Source organism: Desulfonauticus autotrophicus, assembly GCF_055381725.1.
In genome coordinates, this window is the sequence record NZ_AP042395.1 from 1,433,865 (window position 1) to 1,451,798 (window position 17,934).

19 protein-coding genes, 1 tRNA gene and 2 pseudogenes are annotated in these 17,934 nt (G+C 40.2%); 15 read left to right on the forward strand and 7 right to left on the reverse strand.

The genetic code is table 11. The features are described 5' to 3' along the window. Positions 1-334: 334 nt before the first annotated feature. From ACZ42F_RS08190 to ACZ42F_RS08205, 4 genes and pseudogenes are all read right to left on the reverse strand, one after another. Positions 335-508 carry a hypothetical protein gene (locus tag ACZ42F_RS08190; protein WP_464278607.1) on the reverse strand — a complete coding sequence of 58 codons (174 nt, stop codon included), beginning with the start codon at positions 506-508 and terminating at the stop codon, positions 335-337. An 11-nt stretch (positions 509-519) separates the two neighbouring features. Continuing rightward, on the reverse strand, positions 520-1,152 hold the full coding sequence (gene lolA, locus ACZ42F_RS08195; protein ID WP_464278608.1) for an outer membrane lipoprotein periplasmic chaperone LolA: 633 nt from the start codon (positions 1,150-1,152) through the stop codon (positions 520-522). An 82-nt stretch (positions 1,153-1,234) separates the two neighbouring features. After that, positions 1,235-1,981 carry an acyl-CoA dehydratase activase gene (locus ACZ42F_RS08200; protein ID WP_464280234.1) on the reverse strand — a complete coding sequence of 249 codons (747 nt, stop codon included), beginning with the start codon at positions 1,979-1,981 and terminating at the stop codon, positions 1,235-1,237. Between the two features lie 7 nt (positions 1,982-1,988). Beyond that, positions 1,989-3,264, reverse strand: a pseudogene (locus ACZ42F_RS08205) (double-cubane-cluster-containing anaerobic reductase). Between the two features lie 385 nt (positions 3,265-3,649). Between ACZ42F_RS08205 and ACZ42F_RS08210 the strand changes: the two are divergent. The 3 genes from ACZ42F_RS08210 to ACZ42F_RS08220 all read left to right on the forward strand — a co-directional run bounded on the left by ACZ42F_RS08210 (position 3,650) and on the right by ACZ42F_RS08220 (position 4,575). After that, positions 3,650-4,003, forward strand: coding sequence for a Panacea domain-containing protein (locus ACZ42F_RS08210; protein WP_464278609.1), 354 nt, complete (start codon positions 3,650-3,652; stop codon positions 4,001-4,003). Between the two features lie 8 nt (positions 4,004-4,011). Next, positions 4,012-4,194: a hypothetical protein gene (locus ACZ42F_RS08215; protein WP_464278610.1), complete on the forward strand. Its 183-nt coding sequence runs from the start codon at positions 4,012-4,014 to the stop codon at positions 4,192-4,194. Between the two features lie 168 nt (positions 4,195-4,362). Then, positions 4,363-4,575, forward strand: coding sequence for a hypothetical protein (locus ACZ42F_RS08220; RefSeq protein WP_464278611.1), 213 nt, complete (start codon positions 4,363-4,365; stop codon positions 4,573-4,575). Between the two features lie 427 nt (positions 4,576-5,002). Here the strand turns inward: ACZ42F_RS08220 and ACZ42F_RS08225 are convergent. After that, positions 5,003-5,080, reverse strand: a tRNA-Arg gene (locus ACZ42F_RS08225). A 199-nt stretch (positions 5,081-5,279) separates the two neighbouring features. On the opposite strand from ACZ42F_RS08225, the gene ACZ42F_RS08230 reads away from it, so the two are divergent. Further along, a complete protein-coding gene (locus ACZ42F_RS08230) occupies positions 5,280-6,200 on the forward strand; it encodes a DMT family transporter (RefSeq protein ID WP_464278612.1) in 921 nt (306 codons plus the stop codon). Here the strand turns inward: ACZ42F_RS08230 and ACZ42F_RS08235 are convergent. Together ACZ42F_RS08235 and ACZ42F_RS08240 are read right to left on the reverse strand one after the other, a co-directional pair. After that, positions 6,134-6,502: a hypothetical protein gene (locus ACZ42F_RS08235; protein ID WP_464278613.1), complete on the reverse strand. Its 369-nt coding sequence runs from the start codon at positions 6,500-6,502 to the stop codon at positions 6,134-6,136. The genes ACZ42F_RS08230 and ACZ42F_RS08235 overlap by 67 nt on opposite strands. Before the next feature lie 427 nt (positions 6,503-6,929). Next, positions 6,930-7,916 carry a thioredoxin domain-containing protein gene (locus ACZ42F_RS08240; protein ID WP_464278614.1) on the reverse strand — a complete coding sequence of 329 codons (987 nt, stop codon included), beginning with the start codon at positions 7,914-7,916 and terminating at the stop codon, positions 6,930-6,932. 78 nt (positions 7,917-7,994) lie between these two features. Here ACZ42F_RS08240 and ACZ42F_RS08245 point away from each other — a divergent pair, with 78 nt between their 5' ends. The 11 genes and pseudogenes from ACZ42F_RS08245 (at position 7,995) to ACZ42F_RS08295 (ending at position 17,905) form a co-directional block, all read left to right on the forward strand. After that, a complete protein-coding gene (locus ACZ42F_RS08245; RefSeq protein WP_464278615.1) occupies positions 7,995-8,444 on the forward strand; it encodes a DMT family transporter in 450 nt (149 codons plus the stop codon). 16 nt (positions 8,445-8,460) lie between these two features. Beyond that, positions 8,461-8,967 carry an MFS transporter gene (locus tag ACZ42F_RS08250; protein WP_464278616.1) on the forward strand — a complete coding sequence of 169 codons (507 nt, stop codon included), beginning with the start codon at positions 8,461-8,463 and terminating at the stop codon, positions 8,965-8,967. A gap of 74 nt (positions 8,968-9,041) precedes the next feature. Continuing rightward, positions 9,042-9,605 carry an MFS transporter gene (locus tag ACZ42F_RS08255; RefSeq protein ID WP_464278617.1) on the forward strand — a complete coding sequence of 188 codons (564 nt, stop codon included), beginning with the start codon at positions 9,042-9,044 and terminating at the stop codon, positions 9,603-9,605. Between the two features lie 61 nt (positions 9,606-9,666). Continuing rightward, positions 9,667-10,011, forward strand: a complete 345-nt coding sequence (locus ACZ42F_RS08260) for a DsrE family protein (RefSeq protein ID WP_464278618.1) — start codon at positions 9,667-9,669, stop codon at positions 10,009-10,011. A 26-nt stretch (positions 10,012-10,037) separates the two neighbouring features. Continuing rightward, positions 10,038-11,294 (forward strand): glutamate-5-semialdehyde dehydrogenase, encoded by a 1,257-nt coding sequence (locus ACZ42F_RS08265; protein WP_464278619.1) that lies wholly within the window; start codon positions 10,038-10,040, stop codon positions 11,292-11,294. A 15-nt stretch (positions 11,295-11,309) separates the two neighbouring features. After that, entirely contained in the window at positions 11,310-12,341 is a 1,032-nt protein-coding gene (locus ACZ42F_RS08270; protein ID WP_464278620.1) for a potassium channel family protein, read from the forward strand. Further along, positions 12,342-14,350 (forward strand): annotated as a pseudogene (ligA, locus tag ACZ42F_RS08275) (NAD-dependent DNA ligase LigA). It begins immediately after the preceding gene. A gap of 20 nt (positions 14,351-14,370) precedes the next feature. Further along, complete coding sequence (dapB, locus tag ACZ42F_RS08280) at positions 14,371-15,153, forward strand: 4-hydroxy-tetrahydrodipicolinate reductase (protein ID WP_464278621.1); 783 nt, start codon at positions 14,371-14,373, stop codon at positions 15,151-15,153. A 96-nt stretch (positions 15,154-15,249) separates the two neighbouring features. Beyond that, the gene (locus tag ACZ42F_RS08285) at positions 15,250-15,459 is read left to right on the forward strand and encodes a glycosyltransferase family 9 protein (RefSeq protein ID WP_464278622.1); all 210 of its coding nucleotides are present in this window, start codon (positions 15,250-15,252) and stop codon (positions 15,457-15,459) included. 23 nt (positions 15,460-15,482) lie between these two features. Then, a complete protein-coding gene (locus ACZ42F_RS08290) occupies positions 15,483-16,250 on the forward strand; it encodes a glycosyltransferase family 9 protein (RefSeq protein ID WP_464280235.1) in 768 nt (255 codons plus the stop codon). A gap of 209 nt (positions 16,251-16,459) precedes the next feature. Next, positions 16,460-17,905, forward strand: coding sequence for an outer membrane homotrimeric porin (locus tag ACZ42F_RS08295; RefSeq protein WP_464278623.1), 1,446 nt, complete (start codon positions 16,460-16,462; stop codon positions 17,903-17,905). Positions 17,906-17,934 lie beyond the last annotated feature (29 nt).

The following is a 17,934-nucleotide window of genomic DNA, read 5'->3' on the forward strand; positions in this document are numbered from 1 at the left end:
GTATTTTTTAACATTATTTTTTATAAAGTATTACAAAAAGAGAATTTTCTTGTCAAGATGGCGAAAAACAAAGAGAAAAATAAAAAATTATTAAATTTCAAATAGATAAAAAATCACGCTTGTTTTTAGATTTGTAAAAACAAATAGGATATCAAGAAAGGACTGCAGGAAATAACTGACTGTTTAAAAAATATAAAAAGAAAGTATAGACATTAATAATCGAGTGGAAAATTACATAAAAGACTAGATTAAAAAAACAAAAGTTTAAAAAATTTTTTAAGCCAAAAACAACTCAATCTTAGTCTTCAAATAAGAAAAATAATTTACATAAAAACTAAGAAAAATTGCGCACAATTATCTGTTCTTTTTTCAAAGGACACCATACAGGGACTTTATCTTCTGTACTGATAACTCTATAGGGAGGAAAGGTTACATTACACTTTTGGGTTCCATTTTCCAGCTTAGTACAAAAGGGACATTCAGCACAAGACTTAACTACAATAACCACCTTGCTACCTCCTAGGAATTATTTTCAATAACTTCTACGTCCTTGGGTAAATCAAGAGAAAAGAGTTTATTATCCAACGGAACATTTATCTCTGTATTGGTTAAAGAAAGTTCATTGCCATTACCAAAAAAATCCACCAGTAAAATCCGATTTAAAATACTTTTCTTTTCATCTATCCAGATAAAGGCCAACACCAGATTGGGTTCTGGATTTTTAGGCACCAGCTTAAACTTAAGGCCATCTTTCTCTTTACCCATAAACTCAGATACAAAGTCCTCTTTGAGATTGGCCTTACCTGAAATAAACTTGAGCATGGTTTTAGAGGAAAACAACTTATCTTTGGGATATTTATAAGCTGTATTTTCTTCTGGAAAATAATCCCATACCCCCTGGGGGTTGACCAGTAATTTTTCTGGCTCTGGCTCTTCTACTTCCCATAAAATCAATTCTGGCTTTTTAAAGTAAATTTTTCCCTTTCTCAGTTCCTGTTCTTTACTCGCTGCATTGGTCAGGACCTGATAAAAGGTGGTCTTAAAGGAAACAATCTTTTCATAACTGGCTTGCATCTTATCCAGAGGCTCGCTGGCCCAAAGTAAAACAGGCCAGGATAAGCACAGCAAAAACAAGAAGACTAATCTCTTCATTTTTTTATCCTATTTTTTAATTTTCCAGAAAAACTTCTAAAAAACTTAACGCTTAAACTCAAATTAAGCAAGCTGAAAGCTTTTAGGAAAAAGAAAGGGCTGCGCCTATAGCGCCTATAAAATCCGGGTCTTGAGGAATGATAGGAGAAAAGCCCAAATTTTCGCTCAACAATTGAGCTACGCAGGGATTATGCGCCACACCTCCGGCAAAAATCAAAGGAGGAGTTGCGCCTACCCGTTTTAACATGTTGACACAGCGTTTTACAATGGCGTGATGCAGGGCCAGGGCAATATTTTCTGGTTTCTCGCCCTGAGCCATAAGGGAAGTAGCTTCTGTCTCAGCAAACACAGTACACATACTGTTAATAACAGGCACTCTATCTCCCTTAAGGGCATAGGGACCAAATTCTTCAATACCTATCTGAAAAATATTGGCCATTTGCTCCAAAAATTTACCTGTACCAGCAGCACAGCGGTCATTCATTTCAAACTTCAACAAACCTCCCTGCTCATTTAACAATAAGGCCTTGGTATCCTGCCCACCTATATCCAGAATACTTCTGGCCTGGGGAAAAAGCGCACTTACGCCCTTGGCATAGGCTTTTATTTCTGTAATTTTCTTAACAGGCACCTTTAAATCCAGCCTATCCACCAGCCCCCGACCATAGCCTGTGGCCACCACTCCCGCAAACGCCAAGTCCTTTAGCCCCTTTCTTAGCTGAGCCAGAGGGTCAAAGGTGGTGGGGAGTTGCTTTTTTAGCTGCAACTCCCCTTTATCCAGCCCCACTATTTCAATACTTCTCGAACCAATATCTATACCTAAAATCAACATAGCTTTATTTTTCCAGCATTTCCACAAAGGCTTCTACTCTGGTTTTTAATTGCTCCACATCTTCCATACTATAATCTGTCTCTATATTTAGTACTGGAATATTATTTTTTTCTAAAAACTTGCCCAATTTTAAGCTTTCCTGTTGATAGGGCTGACAAAAAAGCAAACTATATTGAATAACGCCGTCCACTTTCAACTCTTTGGCCAGGTTAAGCACATTTTCCATTCTCTCTTCATTGGGGGTAAAACAAGCACAATCAATGCGCATATATCTATCTACCAGGGCATCTATCATCTCTTCTAGAGTCTCTTTAGATTCATCCATCAGGTCTCTGGTATTCCTGGTACCTATACAGGACTCTTCTCCCACCACAACTGCACCAGAGCTTTCAACCAGATAGGGAAGCTTCCAGTTGGGTACGGCCATAGGACAACCAGCCAAAAGCAACCTGGGGGTATTTTCTGGCACCACGCCCTCTTTTCCTTTACCTTTTGCTCCAGTTCCTGACAGAGCTCCTCTATTTTCTCGCAAAAACGCTGTGGGTCGTCATAAAAGCTAATCTGGTTTATAAGAAGCACATCCCGACCAGAAATGGGAGTAGGCACCTTGGCTCTAAGCGCATTCAATCTCTGCAACACTTTGCGTTTGCGATTTACCAGTTTAATGGCTTCTTTCAGGCTCTCGGCTGTTATTTTATTGCCTGTAAGCTCTTCCAGCTTTTCCTTATAAGCCAGAACTTCTGCTTTAAAAAGCTCTCTGTCTGCCTTTTTCTTTTGCTGAGGCACTTCCATTACATAGAGATTTACATAGTCCTTAAAAACTTCATAGGCTTTCTTCTTTCCATCACAAGTGGTCTCGCCCACAATAAGGTCACAGGACTCAATAAACGGACATAACCTGGCCAGCTTAAAACCAATAAAGGACTTGATAAGGGCACAGGTATTTCTGGGCACTATTTTTCAGCCTCTTCCTTGCCTGCTTCTGCTCCAGCACAAAGCCCTACCTGAATGGCCCTGGCCGCTAAAGTCAACTCTTCTGGTACAAAAATACAAAAGGTACCAACTACCTTTTGACCTCTGGCCTTGGCGTCCTGCAGTTCTTTAATCCTCAGGCCGTGCACCTCTGACACTACAAAATCCAGATACTCCATTCCCTTTAAACGCTTATCCTGAGAAAGGTAAATGTCTCCGTAAAATTTGCCCAAAACCGTAAGCAATCCATCATGGGCAGTAAGGTCTAAATTCAGTTTTTCCCACATCTCCCGATATTCTGCACTCATCTGCTACCTCCAAAAATTAAGTTTATTGTTTATAAAGGGAATAAAAGAGGGCAGCAAATTGGTAATCTCAATTGATTTCAAGAAAATATATTTTATTTTTGAATAGAAAATTCAAAAAGATAACCTGATAAGATTTTTAAAATCTTAAGAACCTAGCTTAAGTAGGACTTGTGTATCTCCAGGCCAGGCAAAAGAGAAACAAGTAAGGAAAATAGATGACTGAGGATAAAAAAGGAGACCAAGAAAAGATGAAATGTAAAAAAGCAAGGAGTAATTTAAAATTGGTTATTACCCTCCTCTTTTGAGGGGGCTTTTTGTTTGTCCTGGTCTTGACATGGAATTTCGAAGTTAATAGTTATTAATTTGGTAATAATGGGAGGAGAATATGTTGAGGTATAAAGCAAATCCTCAAAAAATTTTAGAAGCATTGGTTTTGCTAGCACAAAAAAAACCTGGAAACGGGTTTCATAATCTTCTCAAAATTTTATTTTATGCAGACAAGTTCCATCTTCAAAAATATGGAAGACCGGTCTTTGGAGATGTTTATATAAAAATGCCCTATGGCCCTGTTGGTTCTTTTGCCTATGATATTCTTAAAAAAAGTGATTTTATCCCTCAGGATATTTTAAAGGCGATTAATGAATCCCTGGAAGTTAAAAAGGAAAATGATATTCCGTCTGTTTTTGCCAAACGTGAGCCTGATCTTGATTTTTTTCAGAGACAGACCTGGAATGTTTGAATGAAGCAATGGATAAATGTGAAAAAACTGATTTTAATTCTCTTACTCAAATAACCCATGAAGAAAAAGCCTGGCAACAGTCTAATATGCATTCAGAAATGGATTATGAATTATTTATAGATGATGATATTCCCAACCGTGATGAGTTAATATCCTACCTGAAAGAAACAGCTCACACCATTGTTCTTTAGTTTATTTATTATGCCTTTAAATCCTGGAGATATTATTCTGGTTTTTAAAAAATATTTAAATGGGATTGACCATGATAAATTTGCCATATGTGTTGCTCCTGAATATTTTTCTTTTTTTATATTAACTCCAAACCGTGGAATAAGGCTCCTGATGCTCAAGTTCAGGTTATGAGCAAACTAGAAATATCCTGCCTAACCCATACATCTTATATTGATACCTCAAGTATTCAACAGCTACCAAAACAAGCAATAGATGCAGCTATTCAAGCTGGCAAAGTATGGTCAGCTTCCCCAAATGTATGTCAGAGAATAAAAGAAGTAGTTAAAAATAGCAGATATTTATCTCTAAAACATAAAAAAATTATATTAAACTCCTTGTAAAATTTACTTCTAAAATTACTCCCTTTTTAAAAAAAGGAAGTAATAATATATAAATTTGTAAATACACATGTAACTACAGTCTTTATTCACTTTACCCAAACAATACTATCTAACAATATATTGAGATAAAACTCAATAACAAAAGCGAAAAGTTCAATAAAGAAGACTTTACTGAATTCATTTTAAACTAAAAAGAATTTCTTCTTCATATAAATCAAGTGCAAAACCTAATTCTACAGCTGTAAATAAACAGAGTTACAGGTTAGTTCTTTAGGATATTTTTCACTATATGATGCTTGTAGTTCAGCTGGAATCCAGCAAGAAAAACTATATCTTTCAAGTTTTGACAAGTTGAGAATATGTTCAGGAATAAATTAAGGCTTTTGGAAAAAACACTCATAATTCAAGTTTGAATTATTGAGTCTTTTGGTGCCCCCGCCAGGACTCGAACCTGGGCTAACCGGGATTAGGAATCCCGTGCTCTATCCGCCTGAGCTACGGGGGCGTTAAGAAGAAGTACTCTTACACTTTTTCTTCTCTCTTGGCAACCAAATAATCGCCTGCCCTTCTACCCTTATTTTTTTTGACTTATTTGGCCCTTTTTCCTGCAAAAAAGTTAAGTTTTATTCACAAGTTCGTCCTTAAAATTTACTTGCCTCTAAAAACTTTTACCACTAAGTAGCTTTCCTTTCACAGGAGACACTATGAGCAAACTAACCGCCTATTTAGGTTTACTTTTGGCCATGTTACTCTGGGGTACTTCTTTTGTAGCCCTAAAAATTGCCTTACTCAACTATCCTCCCTTTACAGTTGTTTTTGGCCGTATGTTCGTAGCAACCTTTATTTTTTTCCTTATCTGGCCCAAAATAAAACCTAAAAAAATCTATTTTTCCGACCTGAAACTCATCTTATTGATGGCTTTATTTGAGCCCTGTCTTTATTTTATTTTTGAAGGATATGCCTTAAAATACACTTCTGCTTCTCAAGCTTCCTTGATTGTAGCCACCTTACCCCTAATGGTAGGTATTGGAGCCAATCTTTTACTTAAAGAACCTCTAAACTTAAAAATTATCTTAGGCTTTATCCTGGCTATTTTAGGAGTATATGTACTTACCATCTTTAGCCATCCAGAAAGTACAAGCCCCAACCCCTACTTAGGCAACTTCCTGGAATTTCTGGCCATGGCCATGGCTACAGGTTATACCTTGCTGGTACGCCTTTTAAGCCGCAATTACCATCCCTTTTTCCTCTCTGCTGCCCAGGCCATTATAGGAAGCCTATTTTTCCTTCCCCTGGCCCTTTATTTTGACCCCTGGAAAAGCTTTTCTTTTCACCTCTCTGGCTTTCTAGCTATACTTTACTTGGGCTCTGTGGTAAGCTTTCTCGCCTATTCCCTCTACAATCAAGGTGTTGGAACCATTTCTGCCAGCAAAGCTGCGGCTTTTGTCAACCTTATTCCGGTTTTTACCCTCTTTTTTAGCTGGCTACTCTTAAAAGAAACCCTAAACTTACCTCAAATAGGTGGAGCCATCCTGGTGGGAATTGGCATTGCCCTAAGTCAGGAAATCTTCCAAAAAGGCTCCAGAAAATCCCACTCCCTTAAAGCAAAAAAGACAAAACTGTAATTAGCAGGATATTGAGTAAAATTCCTGGCAGAGAATTGTAAAATATCCTTTACCTTATGCAAATAAGCATCCTTTCCCTTTAAACGGTAAAGAAAAAGTAAAGTATAAACCAGGGCAGAAAGAGGAGAAATTAAAGTATTGTCAAAATATTGCTTGGGCCTTAAAAAAAGGTCCTGGCTTCCCTTTGAACTTAAATAAATATCTTCATCCGCAAAAAGCTCCCAAAATTTATCCAACAACCTCAGAATTAAATCTAAAACAAATTCTTCTTTAAACAACCAATATACTCTGGATAGGGCCATCAAAAAATAGGTATAATCATAAGCAGTTCCTTTACTGCCTATTTCACCTTCTATAAAGGAGTGATAAAGCTCATCTTGAATATAAAAAGTATCTTTTAAAAAGAAAAAAGATTTTTTATTGCAGTTTTTATCTTTTCTTGTGGGAAAAGTTGGTAATATTCACAAAGAGCAAACAAAAATAAACTGTTATAATCACAAAGTATTTTTCTATCTATTTCTGGTAAAACCTTTTCCTCTCTTTTTAACAAAAGCTTTGCAAAAATTTTGTCTAATTTATTCAAGTCTATACTGCCAACCTTTTCTGGCGATAAAAATATAATATTTTCTCCAGTATAACTTCCGCTTGCTTCTTCTTTAAAATTCCCTTTATCTTCTATTTTACTTATTTCTTTTAAATAAGAAAACTCTGATTTAGAGAGGGTCTTTTCTAGTTCTTCTGCCCTCCAGAGATAATACCTGCCCTCTTTGCCTTCACTTTCAGCACTAAGAGAGGAAAAAAGCCGTTATTTGGGGCCTGCATTTTCTGAAAACAAAAATTTAATGTTTTTTCTATGGTTCTAAGGAAAATATCTTCCCCAAATAATTTATATCCGCGAAGAAAAAGGAGTAAATTAAGGGCCTGGTCATAAAGCATTTTCTCAAAATGAGGAAGTTTCCATTCCCTATCCACACTATAGCGAAAAAATCCTCCTCCTATCTGGTCAAAGACCCCACCCCTAGCCACATGCCTCAGGGTTTTCTTAACTATTGACCCAAACTCTTCCCTATCCCTGATACTGCTTAAAAAAAGCCAGCTAGGTACAAGAAAAAACTTAGGAGCTTTCCCCAATCCACCAAACTCCCAGTCAATATCTTCTTTTAATTGGGTTAAAGCCAGTTCCAATTCCTGGCCTGTAAATTCATTTTTCACAGGTAGATATTGTTGCTTTAACACATTCTCTAGCTCTAAAGCTGTCTCCTCCAGCATTTTTCTTTCCCTTTTCCATAAGATACTTATTCTTTTAACCAACTCTTTAAAACCTACTCTATCCAGTAAGTTTTCTTTGGGAAGATAGGTAAAAGCTAAAAAAGGTTTCTTTTCTGGAGTAAGAAAAAGGTTTAAAGGCCAGCCGCCATATCCATTTAAGACATAACAGGCCTGCATGTACAAAGTATCCAGGTCCACTCTTTCTTCTCTATCCACTTTAATACAGACAAAATTTTCATTGAGGATTTCTGCTATTTTTTTATCTGAAAAGCTTTCTCTGGCCATTACATGACACCAATGACAGGAGGAATAACCAATGGATAAGAAAATGGGTTTATCCTTTTCTCTGGCTTCTAAAAGGGCCTTTTCTCCCCATGGTTGCCAGAAAATGGGGTTATCTTTATGTTGTTGAAGGTACAGGTTTTTACTCTGGGCTAACAGGTTCATAACCACCCCTTTATAATTTGCTTGTAAGTTAGTTCAAGAAAAGGTATTTTCACTTTACTTTATCTAAAAAAGGAAAAAATGAAAATCAGTATTTTTTATTTTCTTTTAGGTATTTTAGCCGGGATTGTGGGAGCAGCCCAACCTGGTATAAACAGTATCCTGGACCAAAAATTAGGTAGTGCCCTTCTGGCCTCTACCATTTCCTTTATGGTAGGCACTATTTTTCTCTTAATCTTGAGTTTTAGCCTAAAAATCCTGCCCATACCTTTAAAGGCCTTTGCCCAGGCTCCCTGGTGGGCCTATCTGGGAGGGCTTTTAGGTGCTTTTTTTGTGCTCGTGTCCGTAATCCTTGCCCCCAAAGTAGGTGCTGTCACCTTAATGGGCTTATTGCTCACAGGCCAAATCCTGGCTTCTTTGCTTTACGACCACTTTGGAATTTTAGGCTATCCTGTCCATCCCATTTCCTGGTGGCGCATCCTGGGGCTCATTTTAATGGGAATAGGCGTCTATCTTACCCACCGCTTTTAAAAAGGAGTTTATTTATATGTCCTACACCCAAAGAAAAATGTATTTTTTCCTTCTGGTCTTAACAGTAGTAACTACTTTTGGTTTTCAGGGATGGCGCACCCTTTTAAATAACTTTGCTGTAGAAGTGGTAAATATAAATGGCCAGCAAATGGGGCTTTTGCAATCTTTACGCGAAGTGCCAGGTTTTTTAGCCCTTCTGGTAATCTATCTTTTGCTCTGGTTTAAGGAACACAGATTGCTGGTCTTTTCTGTTTTTCTTCTGGCTCTGGGAATTGGTTTAACTGGATTTTTACCCACCTTTTATGGCTTTATCTTTACCACCTTACTTATGTCCTTTGGTTTTCACTATTATGAAACCTTAAACCAGTCCTTAACCCTTCAATACTTTTCCCAACAAGAAGCTCCTTTAGTTATGGCAAGACTTAAAAGTTTCTCCCACTTAACCAACATCCTGGCTGGAGCTGTTATTTTTGCACTTTCTTTTTTCCTTTCCTATTCCTCCCTTTTCTTTTTCTGGGAATAATCATTGCCTCAGGAGCACTCTGGGCCCTCAGGCAAAACCCTCTAGATAAAGAAGTTCCTCTTCAACACAAAAAAATGATTCTTAAAAAAAGATACTGGCTCTTTTATGTGCTCACCTTACTTGCTGGTGCCAGAAGGCAAATCTTTATTGCCTTTGCTGTATTTTTGCTGGTCAAGCGATTTCACTTTAGCCTGGCTGAAATAGCCTTTCTTTTTGTCCTCAACAATCTAATAAACTACTGGTTAACCCCTTTTTTGGGCAAGGCCATTAACTATTTTGGGGAAAGGAAAGTCCTGTCTTTAGAATACTTCTCCCTTATCTTCATTTTTCTGGCTTACGCCTACTTACAAAACCGCTATTTAGTAGCCCTGATGTATATTTTGGACCACATTTTCTTTAACTTTGCCCTGGCCATCCGCTCCTATTTTCAAAAAATAGCTGACCCCAAGGATATTGCCCCTTCTATGGCTGTAGGCTTTACCATCAATCATATTGTAGCTGTAATCATGCCTGTAATTGGCGGAATCCTCTGGATGCAAGATTATAAACTACCCTTTTTAATAGGCGCAGTCCTAAGCTGTGCTTCTCTATTTTTTGTTCAGCTAATCAAACTACCGGATAAGACTCCTTCCAATTAAACAAGAATGTTGTCTTATAGAAATAACTAAGTTATAAGCTTTGCCAAAGGAGGCTTAAGCCATGAAAAAAGTATTGTTTGTCTTTAAAAAAGAACCCATGTGTTTTTTACACGTACTTTTAAATGCCCTGGAATTAAAGGAAAAGGATATAGAAGTGGGCATAATTCTGGAAGGAGAGGCAACCACTCTGGTAAAGGAATTTGGCAATCAGCAAAGTCCTATTTTTCAATTCTACCAACAAGCCCAAAGCCAAAATCTCTTTTATGGAGCCTGTCAGGCCTGTTCGCAAAAAATGGGGGTTTTGGAAGAGGTAAAAGCACTTGGCCTAACTCTATTAGCTGAATTAAAGGGCCATCCATCCATGTTTAAATATTTTAATCAAGGATATGATGTGATTGTATTTTAATAAACTTAAAAAGGGAGAGGGCGAAAATGGACTTAAAGGAAGAAATAACCACCTTGGCTCAGAGGGCCAAAAAGGCCTCCAGGCTACTGGCCAAAGTAAATACTGCGGCCAAAAACAAGGCTCTGGGGCTTTTAGCTGAAAAAATACTCAGTCAAAAAGAGGAAATTTTTGCAGCCAACCAAAAAGACCTGCAACTGGCTCAAGAAAAAGGCCTGGATGCTGCCAGGGTAGATAGGCTGAGGCTAACTGCAGACACCTTAGACTCCATGTCCAGGGCCTGCTTAGAAGTAGCCAATTTTACTGACCCGGTCGGTTTAATTGAAGAAATGCAAGTCCGCCCCAATGGCCTTAAGGTAGGCAAAATGCGCATTCCCCTAGGGGTAATCGCCATTATTTACGAATCCAGGCCCAATGTAACCATAGATGCTGCCATTCTCTGCCTAAAAGCGGGCAATAGTGTTATCTTGCGAGGTGGCTCAGAAGCCTTTTATTCCAATCAAATCTTGTCCTCTCTTATCTCCAGCTCTCTGGAGGAAGCAGGCTTACCCAGAGATGGAGTAATTTCCCTGCCTACCACAGAGCGCAAGGCTGTGGAATACCTTTTAGAACTGGAAGAATACATTGATGTGGTTATCCCCAGAGGTGGGGAAGGCTTAATCAGGGCAGTGGTGGAAAAGGCCAGAATGCCAGTCCTAAAACACTATAAAGGGGTTTGCCATATTTATGTCCATAAAGACGCCCAGCTGGAGCAAGCCCTGGAAATCGTCTATAATGCCAAGGTACAAAGGCCTGGGGTGTGTAATGCCCTGGAGTGTCTCCTGGTTCATGCAGAAATTGCTCCTGTTTTTCTTCCCCTTTTAGAGAAAAAAATGGGAGATAAAGTAACCTTTCATGCCTGTAGCTTAAGCCAACCCTATTTGCCCAAAAGTGTACCTGCCACTCCAGAAGACTGGGGCAAGGAGTATTTATCTTTAGACCTGGCAGTAAAAACTGTTTCCTCGGTGGAAGAAGCCCTGGAGCATATTGAGACTTATGGTTCCAATCATTCTGAGGCCATTTTGACCCAGGACTACAATTTAGCCCTAAGGTTCTTGCAAGAAGTGGATGCTTCTGCTGTACTGGTCAATGCTTCCACTCGTTTTAACGATGGTGGGCAATTTGGCTTAGGAGCAGAAATAGGCATTTCCACTTCCAAGCTCCACGCCTATGGACCCATGGGGTTAAGGGAGCTTACTTCCACCAAATTTATAGTTTTGGGACAAGGACAAGTAAGGACAGCTTAAAACCAAGGAAATACCATGGCTAAAGTCAGCTACTTTAGACTAGTTAGACAAAAACTTGGCCCCCTTTTCCCCCTATTTTTTGGGGGAGCCTCTTTGGCCTGTATTTTTGTCTATGGATTTTTGGTTTTCTATTGGGGAGAGGGCTGGACACCTTTAGAAAGCTTTTACCAGGTGGTTATCACCCTTTCTACAGTGGGCTTTCATGAGGTTCATCCTTTAAGTGAGCGAGGACAAATTTTAACCTCTCTTTTAATCTTGCTGGGAGTGGGCAACTTTGCTTATCTGGTGGGCGCCTTTTCCCAGATTTTGGTGGATGGAACCCTCCAGGAAATCATTAAACAAAAAAGGTTAAGGCGTATGTTAGCAAAAAAGGAAAATCACTTTATTGTCTGTGGATTTGGCCGTATTGGCAGTGTGGTAGCCCTGGAAATACTCAAGGAAGGACACGCTGTAGTAGTGATTGAACAGGACGAACAAATTGTAGAGCGCTTAAAACTACAGGGCATTGACCATATCCATGGGGATGCCACTATTGAAAAAAACCTTGTCTTAGCCAATATCAAAAAAGCCAAAGCCTTAATCACTGCCCTAAATGATGAAGCCAAAAATGTATATGTGGTCTTAACTGCCAGGCAACTGGCCCCAGACCTACCCATTATTGCCAGGGCTGACCACGAAACAACCATTCCCAAACTAAAACTAGCTGGCGCTACCAAGGTAATGACCCCGCACCTTATTGGGGGGATTCGCATGGCCCAAACAGTATTAAAACCCAATGTAACTGACTTTGTGGACCTGGCTATGCAAGATAGCTCCCTGGACTTGCAAATGGAAGAGCTGATTATTTCAGAAAAATCCACTTTAGCTGGCAAAGACCTCATTCAATCCCAAATAAGGCCTAACTACAACCTTATTATCATTGCCATTAAGAAAAAAGATGGTCAAATGGTCTTTAATCCTGGCCCCAAAACCATCATAGAAGCTGGAGACACCCTCATTGCTGTGGGCAGCAAGGAAAATTTACGGCGTATTGAGGAGATTTTATAGGTGAATCTAGAGAGCATAAAAGCAAGAATTACAGAATTACGCAAACTAATAAGCTATCACAACTATCGCTACTATGTTTTAGATGACCCTGAAATAAGTGATGCAGAATACGACGCCTTGTATGCAGAGCTTAAAGAACTGGAAGAAAAATACCCTCAATTTTTTGACCCCAATTCTCCTACCCAAAAAATAGGTGGTCCACCTCTGAAGGAATTTTCTCCCTTTACTCATTCTTTGCCCATGTATAGCCTGGATAATGGCTTTTCTTTAAAGGATGTGGCTGACTTTATAGCCAGAGTAAAAAAACATTTACCTGCAGAGGAACTGGAATTCTGGCTGGAGCCCAAATTAGACGGTCTGGCAGTGGAAATAGTTTATGAACAAGGACAGTTTAAACAGGGTGGTACCAGAGGAGATGGATTAGTAGGAGAAGATGTCTCCAGCAACCTAAAAACCATAAAAAACCTGCCCTTAAACCTTTTCCCGCCCTATCCAGCCTATTTGGAAGTACGCGGAGAAGTGATTTTAAACAAAAAAGACTTTGAACACCTCAACGCAGAGCAACTAAAAAAAGGAGAAAAGCCCTTTGCCAATCCCAGAAATGCAGCTGCAGGTTCCTTAAGGCAACTGGACCCCAAAATTACAGCCAGGCGCCCTCTTTTCTTTTATGCCTACGGAGTAGGCAAGGTAAAGCCTTCCTCTTTTGAGGGGAAAACCCAGGAAGAACTCAGCTCTAAGTTAAAAAACCTGGGCCTGCCCACTGTTCCTCTGGGAAAAAAGTAAAAACTTTGCAAGAAATAGAATCCTTTTATCTGGAGTTGCAAAAGCAGAGGAATTCCCTTCCCTTTGAAATAGACGGAGTGGTGATTAAGGTAAATTCCCTGGCTCACCAAAAGCTCCTGGGCTTTACAGCCAAGTCCCCTCGTTTTGCCCTGGCCTTAAAATTTCCAGCCAAGCAAGGCATAACTACCCTCAAGGATGTGCTTTTTCAGGTGGGCAGGACAGGAGTAATCACTCCAGTAGCCCTTTTAGAGCCCCTTTCTTTAGGTGGTGTGGTGGTTTCCAGAGCCACTCTCCACAATGAAAGCGAAATCAAAGCCAAGGATTTAAAAATAGGCGATAAGGTGCTGGTACAGCGAGCTGGAGATGTAATCCCGGAAGTGGTACGGCCCTTAAAGGAAGAGCGAACTGGGGAAGAAAAAGAAATCATTTTTCCTGAAAACTGCCCTGTGTGTGGAAGTACATTGCAAAAATCCGCTCAGGAGGTGGCCATTCGCTGCGAAAACATCTCCTGTCCAGCCAGATTAGAAGCAAGTTTGATTCACTTTGTTTCCAAAAAAGGCCTGGATATAGAGGGATTGGGTAAAAAGTGGATACCCCTGCTTATGGAAAAAGGACTGCTCCAGACTCCAGCAGATATTTTTCGCTTACAAAAGGAAGAACTGATAAAACTTCCCCGCATGGGAGAAAAATCTGCTTCCAATCTACTTCAGGCCATAAAAAGGGCTAAAGAAAAGCTCACCCTGGACAAACTGATCTATGCCCTAGGCATCAGGCATGTGGGTGAACAAACCGCTAAAATCTTAAGCAGCCACTTTAAAGACCTGGACGCCCTGAGCCAGGCCAGCAAAGAAGAATTGATGCAATTAAAAGACATTGGACCAGAAGTGGCCCGTTCTATTGTGGAATTTTTTAGCCTCAAAGAAAATCAAAACCTTTTACAGGACTTAAAAAACCTGGGACTCTGGCCCCAGGCAAAAAAAGAAACTGCCGAGCAAAACCTGCCTTTGACAGGAAAAACTTTTATCTTTACTGGAAAATTAAAGAGTTTGAGCCGTGCTCAAGCCAGAGAAAAGGTAGAAACCCTGGGAGGAAGGGTGGTAAGTGCCATTTCCTCTCAGGTGGATTTTGTGGTTGTAGGCGAAGACCCTGGCAGTAAATTGGCCAAAGCCAGGAAGCTAGGTTTAACCACCATCTCAGAAACAGAGTTTTTAAAACTAATCTCTTAAACAAAACAAAAGGAGTTTTTATGCATACACCTTTAATTATCCTGGGAGCAAAGGGTAGAATGGGCTCAACTATCACCACCCTGGCCCTGGCTGACCCGGCTTTGGAAGTAAAAGCCTTAATTGAACGAGAGGAAAAGTTAAAAGAAATTGAACTTAACCAGCCTTTTAAGACCTCCAGCCTGGAAGAAGCCCTGCAAAAATTTCCTGGCAGTGTGGTTATTGACTTTACCACCCCTAAAGTGAGCCTGGACACTGCTAGACTTTGTGCTAACCTGCAGGGAAAGGCAGTTATTGGCACCACTGGCTTTAGCCCTGAAGAAATCTCTACCTTAAAAGACCTGGCCCAAAAGACTCCTTTACTCCTGGCCCCCAATATGAGTGTGGGCATAAACGTGCTTTTAAAGATACTTCCTCAGCTAGTAACCCTGCTGGGAGAGCAATACGACCTGGAAATCAGTGAAATCCACCACAAGTTTAAAAAGGATGCACCCTCTGGTACTGCCCTAAAACTAGCAGAATGCCTGGCTGCAGCCAGAAAGGTGGAGCTAAAAGAGGTGGCCAGGTATTGCCGTGAAGGTATCATTGGCCAAAGGCCTGCAGGAGAAATAGGCCTGCAAACCCTAAGGGGTGGAGATGTGGTTGGCGACCATACTGTGTACTTTTTTGGCCCGGGCGAGCGCATAGAAGTAACGCATAGGGCTCATTCCAGGGAAACCTTTGCCCAGGGAGCCTTACGGGCAGCCAAGTGGCTTTATACTAAGCCAGCAGGCAAACTCTATTCCATGGCTGATGTCTTAAGTTAAAAAAACTAAAAAACCAGGCTCTTAAATTTAAGGTCAGGACTTAACTCTCCTGACCTTTCTTATCTTTAAAAAGAAGTAAAAGGAGTTAAACTTACTTTGAATATACTTGTCTGGCAAACTGCTTTTTTAGGTGACCTTATCCTGACCACGCCTTTAATTGCCTCTTTAAAAAACCTTTACCCCCAGAGCAAAATCACGCTGGTAGCCAAAGGTTTTGCCAGGGCTGTATTTCAAAATAACCCCCACTTAGATAACCTGCTAATATACGAAAAAAGGAAAATTTTTTTAGCTTTATCCAGAAACTAAAAAAAGCCCGCTTTGACCTGGCTATCTCACCTCACCGCTCTCATCGAGCCAGCCTGGCCCTGTTTTTAAGTAAAATCCCCCAAAGAATTGGTTTTGACCGGGCTGGATTTTCCTTTTTATATACCAAAACCTTTCCCCATGCTTTTGACGGCACTCATGAAATAGAAAGGAACTTAAGCCTATTGCAGGGTCTAAGTACCTATGCCAAAAACAAACTTGTTTTTGAACCCAGACTCTACCTAACCTCTAAAGAGGAAAGTATAATCCAAACTTATAGTCTCACTTCTAAAGACTACTTGCTCATTGCGCCTGGCAGCAAATGGCCCACCAAACGCTGGACCAGGCAAGGTTTTCAAGAGGTAATCTCTTATTGGCTAAAGAAAAAAGTACAGGTGGTTTTAATTGGCGATAGGGAAGATGCACCCTTTGCAACCCAGATTACAACTGGCTTTAACTCCCCTCTCCTCTTAAACCTGGTGGGCAAAACTTCCTTACGGGAAAGCTTTGGGCTGATTAAGGGAGCCAGGGTTATTCTTTCCAATGATTCTGCACCAGTACATATGGCCCAGGCCCTGAACACGCCTGCAGTGGTTGTCTTTGGTCCCACCATTACTGCTTTTGGATTTTACCCTTATAAACTGGGAAAAGTCCTGGAAGTGCCCTTAAAATGCAGGCCCTGCGGACTGCATGGCCATAAAGCCTGCCCTCAAAAACACCACCATTGCATGCAACAAATAGAGGTTTCCCAGGTCATTGCCAGCCTGGAAAATTTTTGGGAAAAGAACCTGTAAACTGGTTCAAAAAACTTAACCGTAAAAAATTTTGAACCAGGGTCAAAAAAAAGTCAAAATTAGCTTGACAATTTTTTCCTTTTCCCTAATATGCCTTGCTTAAGGAAAAGGGAGAGAATCTCTTTTTCGGCGTCAGGGGTCTTTGTTAATTGCATAGGGGTTTTTGAGTTGCACTCAAAAACAACACTTCAAAAGGAGGAAAACTTAACATGAAAAGATTTGCTATTCTTGCAATCATGGCTGCCTTTATCCTGGGCACTGTAGCCATGGCTTCTGCTGTTGAGCTCAAAGCTCGCGGGTCTTGGCGTGCCAATGCCAACTGGACTGATAATTTGAATTTCCAGGATGCCGACAACACAGATGGTGACGGTCAGAGTGAAGATGACTTTAATATTCAAGAAAGAGCTAGAGTATATTTTGACTTTATTGCCAATGAAAATGTAAAGGCTGTTTTGGGCCTGGAAATTGGTGATTTTCGTTGGGGGCAAGATGAGGCTGCTGATCTTACTTCAGACAACACAAAGATTATCGAAGTAAGACACGCTTACCTTGACTTTAACCTTCCTGAAACTCAAATCAATGTAAAAGCTGGTTTACAATATGTAGCCCTTCCTGGTGCTTTTGGTTCCAACATCTTTGGTGCTGATGTAGCTGCTCTGGTTACCACCATTCCTGTAAATGAAATGGTTTCTGTAGTAGCTGGTTGGGCCAGACCTTATGATAGATATAAAGAAGATGGTAAGGATACCAATAACAATAGCAGAAACGACGAAACAGATGTTGCCTTCCTGGTTGTTCCTGTTAAACTGGATGGCGTAGCCTTAAATCCCTTCTTCGCTTATGCCTGGATCGGTAAAGATAGCTACTTGCCTGCAGATAAAGAAGGTTGGGGAGGTTCTAATATTGGATTGGATTTAGATAGAAACGGAACTGCAGACGGAAGTTTAACCGATGATGCTACTGCCTGGTGGGCTGGCTTGAATTTCAAAGTAACCATGTTTGATCCCATTGTAATTGATGGTGATATCAACTATGGTAGAGTTGATGGTGAAGTTAATGTAGGCGGTGGAGATAAAGAAGACTTGGAAATCTCTGGTTGGTTCTTTGATTTAGCTGCTAGCTACAAGATGGATATGATGACTCCTCAAGTATTTTTTGTTTACTCCACTGGTTTAGACGATGATAGTTTGGATAGTGGTGACAAATTGAAAATGAACTGGTTCCCAGTTTACTATGCTGATGACTTTGCTCCTACTACATTTGGTTTTGCTGGTTCCAGCTTCCAGTATGACAGTGAAATTGGATCTCGTGCCTCTGGCCTCTGGGCTGTAGGTTTTGCTTTAAGAGACATTAAGCTTGTGGACAAGCTTTCTCATGAATTCATCGTTATGTACGCTAGAGGTACCAATGATGAAAATTGTATTAAGGAACTCTCTCTCCCTGCTGATACTTTAACTGAAAAAGACTCTCTTTGGGAAATTGACTTCAACACCAAGTATCAAATGTATGAAAACCTGGCAGCTATCGTAGAGCTTGGTTATATCAAAGCTAATTATGACGAAGATGTAAAAGTTGATGCCACTGACAAGAGAGGCGACAACTTTGCTGACGAAGCTGCCTGGAAGCTTAGCGTAGGTGTTACCTATAACTTCTAATCCCAGACTATAACCCTGACGCCTGTAAG

What these genes read in the sequence shown, in the direction of transcription:
- ACZ42F_RS08270 (WP_464278620.1), top strand. Translation starts at nt 11,310, where the DNA reads ATGGCTAAAGTCAGCTACTTTAGACTAGTTAGACAAAAACTTGGCCCC.
- ACZ42F_RS08220 (WP_464278611.1), top strand. Translation starts at nt 4,363, where the DNA reads ATGAGCAAACTAGAAATATCCTGCCTAACCCATACATCTTATATTGAT.
- ACZ42F_RS08250 (WP_464278616.1), top strand. Translation starts at nt 8,461, where the DNA reads ATGTCCTACACCCAAAGAAAAATGTATTTTTTCCTTCTGGTCTTAACA.
- lolA (WP_464278608.1), bottom strand. Translation starts at nt 1,152, where the DNA reads ATGAAGAGATTAGTCTTCTTGTTTTTGCTGTGCTTATCCTGGCCTGTT.
- ACZ42F_RS08235 (WP_464278613.1), bottom strand. Translation starts at nt 6,502, where the DNA reads ATGGCCCTATCCAGAGTATATTGGTTGTTTAAAGAAGAATTTGTTTTA.
- ACZ42F_RS08240 (WP_464278614.1), bottom strand. Translation starts at nt 7,916, where the DNA reads ATGAACCTGTTAGCCCAGAGTAAAAACCTGTACCTTCAACAACATAAA.
- ACZ42F_RS08295 (WP_464278623.1), top strand. Translation starts at nt 16,460, where the DNA reads ATGAAAAGATTTGCTATTCTTGCAATCATGGCTGCCTTTATCCTGGGC.
- ACZ42F_RS08245 (WP_464278615.1), top strand. Translation starts at nt 7,995, where the DNA reads ATGAAAATCAGTATTTTTTATTTTCTTTTAGGTATTTTAGCCGGGATT.
- ACZ42F_RS08255 (WP_464278617.1), top strand. Translation starts at nt 9,042, where the DNA reads ATGATTCTTAAAAAAAGATACTGGCTCTTTTATGTGCTCACCTTACTT.
- ACZ42F_RS08260 (WP_464278618.1), top strand. Translation starts at nt 9,667, where the DNA reads ATGAAAAAAGTATTGTTTGTCTTTAAAAAAGAACCCATGTGTTTTTTA.
- ACZ42F_RS08215 (WP_464278610.1), top strand. Translation starts at nt 4,012, where the DNA reads ATGGATAAATGTGAAAAAACTGATTTTAATTCTCTTACTCAAATAACC.
- ACZ42F_RS08230 (WP_464278612.1), top strand. Translation starts at nt 5,280, where the DNA reads ATGAGCAAACTAACCGCCTATTTAGGTTTACTTTTGGCCATGTTACTC.
- ACZ42F_RS08265 (WP_464278619.1), top strand. Translation starts at nt 10,038, where the DNA reads ATGGACTTAAAGGAAGAAATAACCACCTTGGCTCAGAGGGCCAAAAAG.
- dapB (WP_464278621.1), top strand. Translation starts at nt 14,371, where the DNA reads ATGCATACACCTTTAATTATCCTGGGAGCAAAGGGTAGAATGGGCTCA.
- ACZ42F_RS08210 (WP_464278609.1), top strand. Translation starts at nt 3,650, where the DNA reads ATGTTGAGGTATAAAGCAAATCCTCAAAAAATTTTAGAAGCATTGGTT.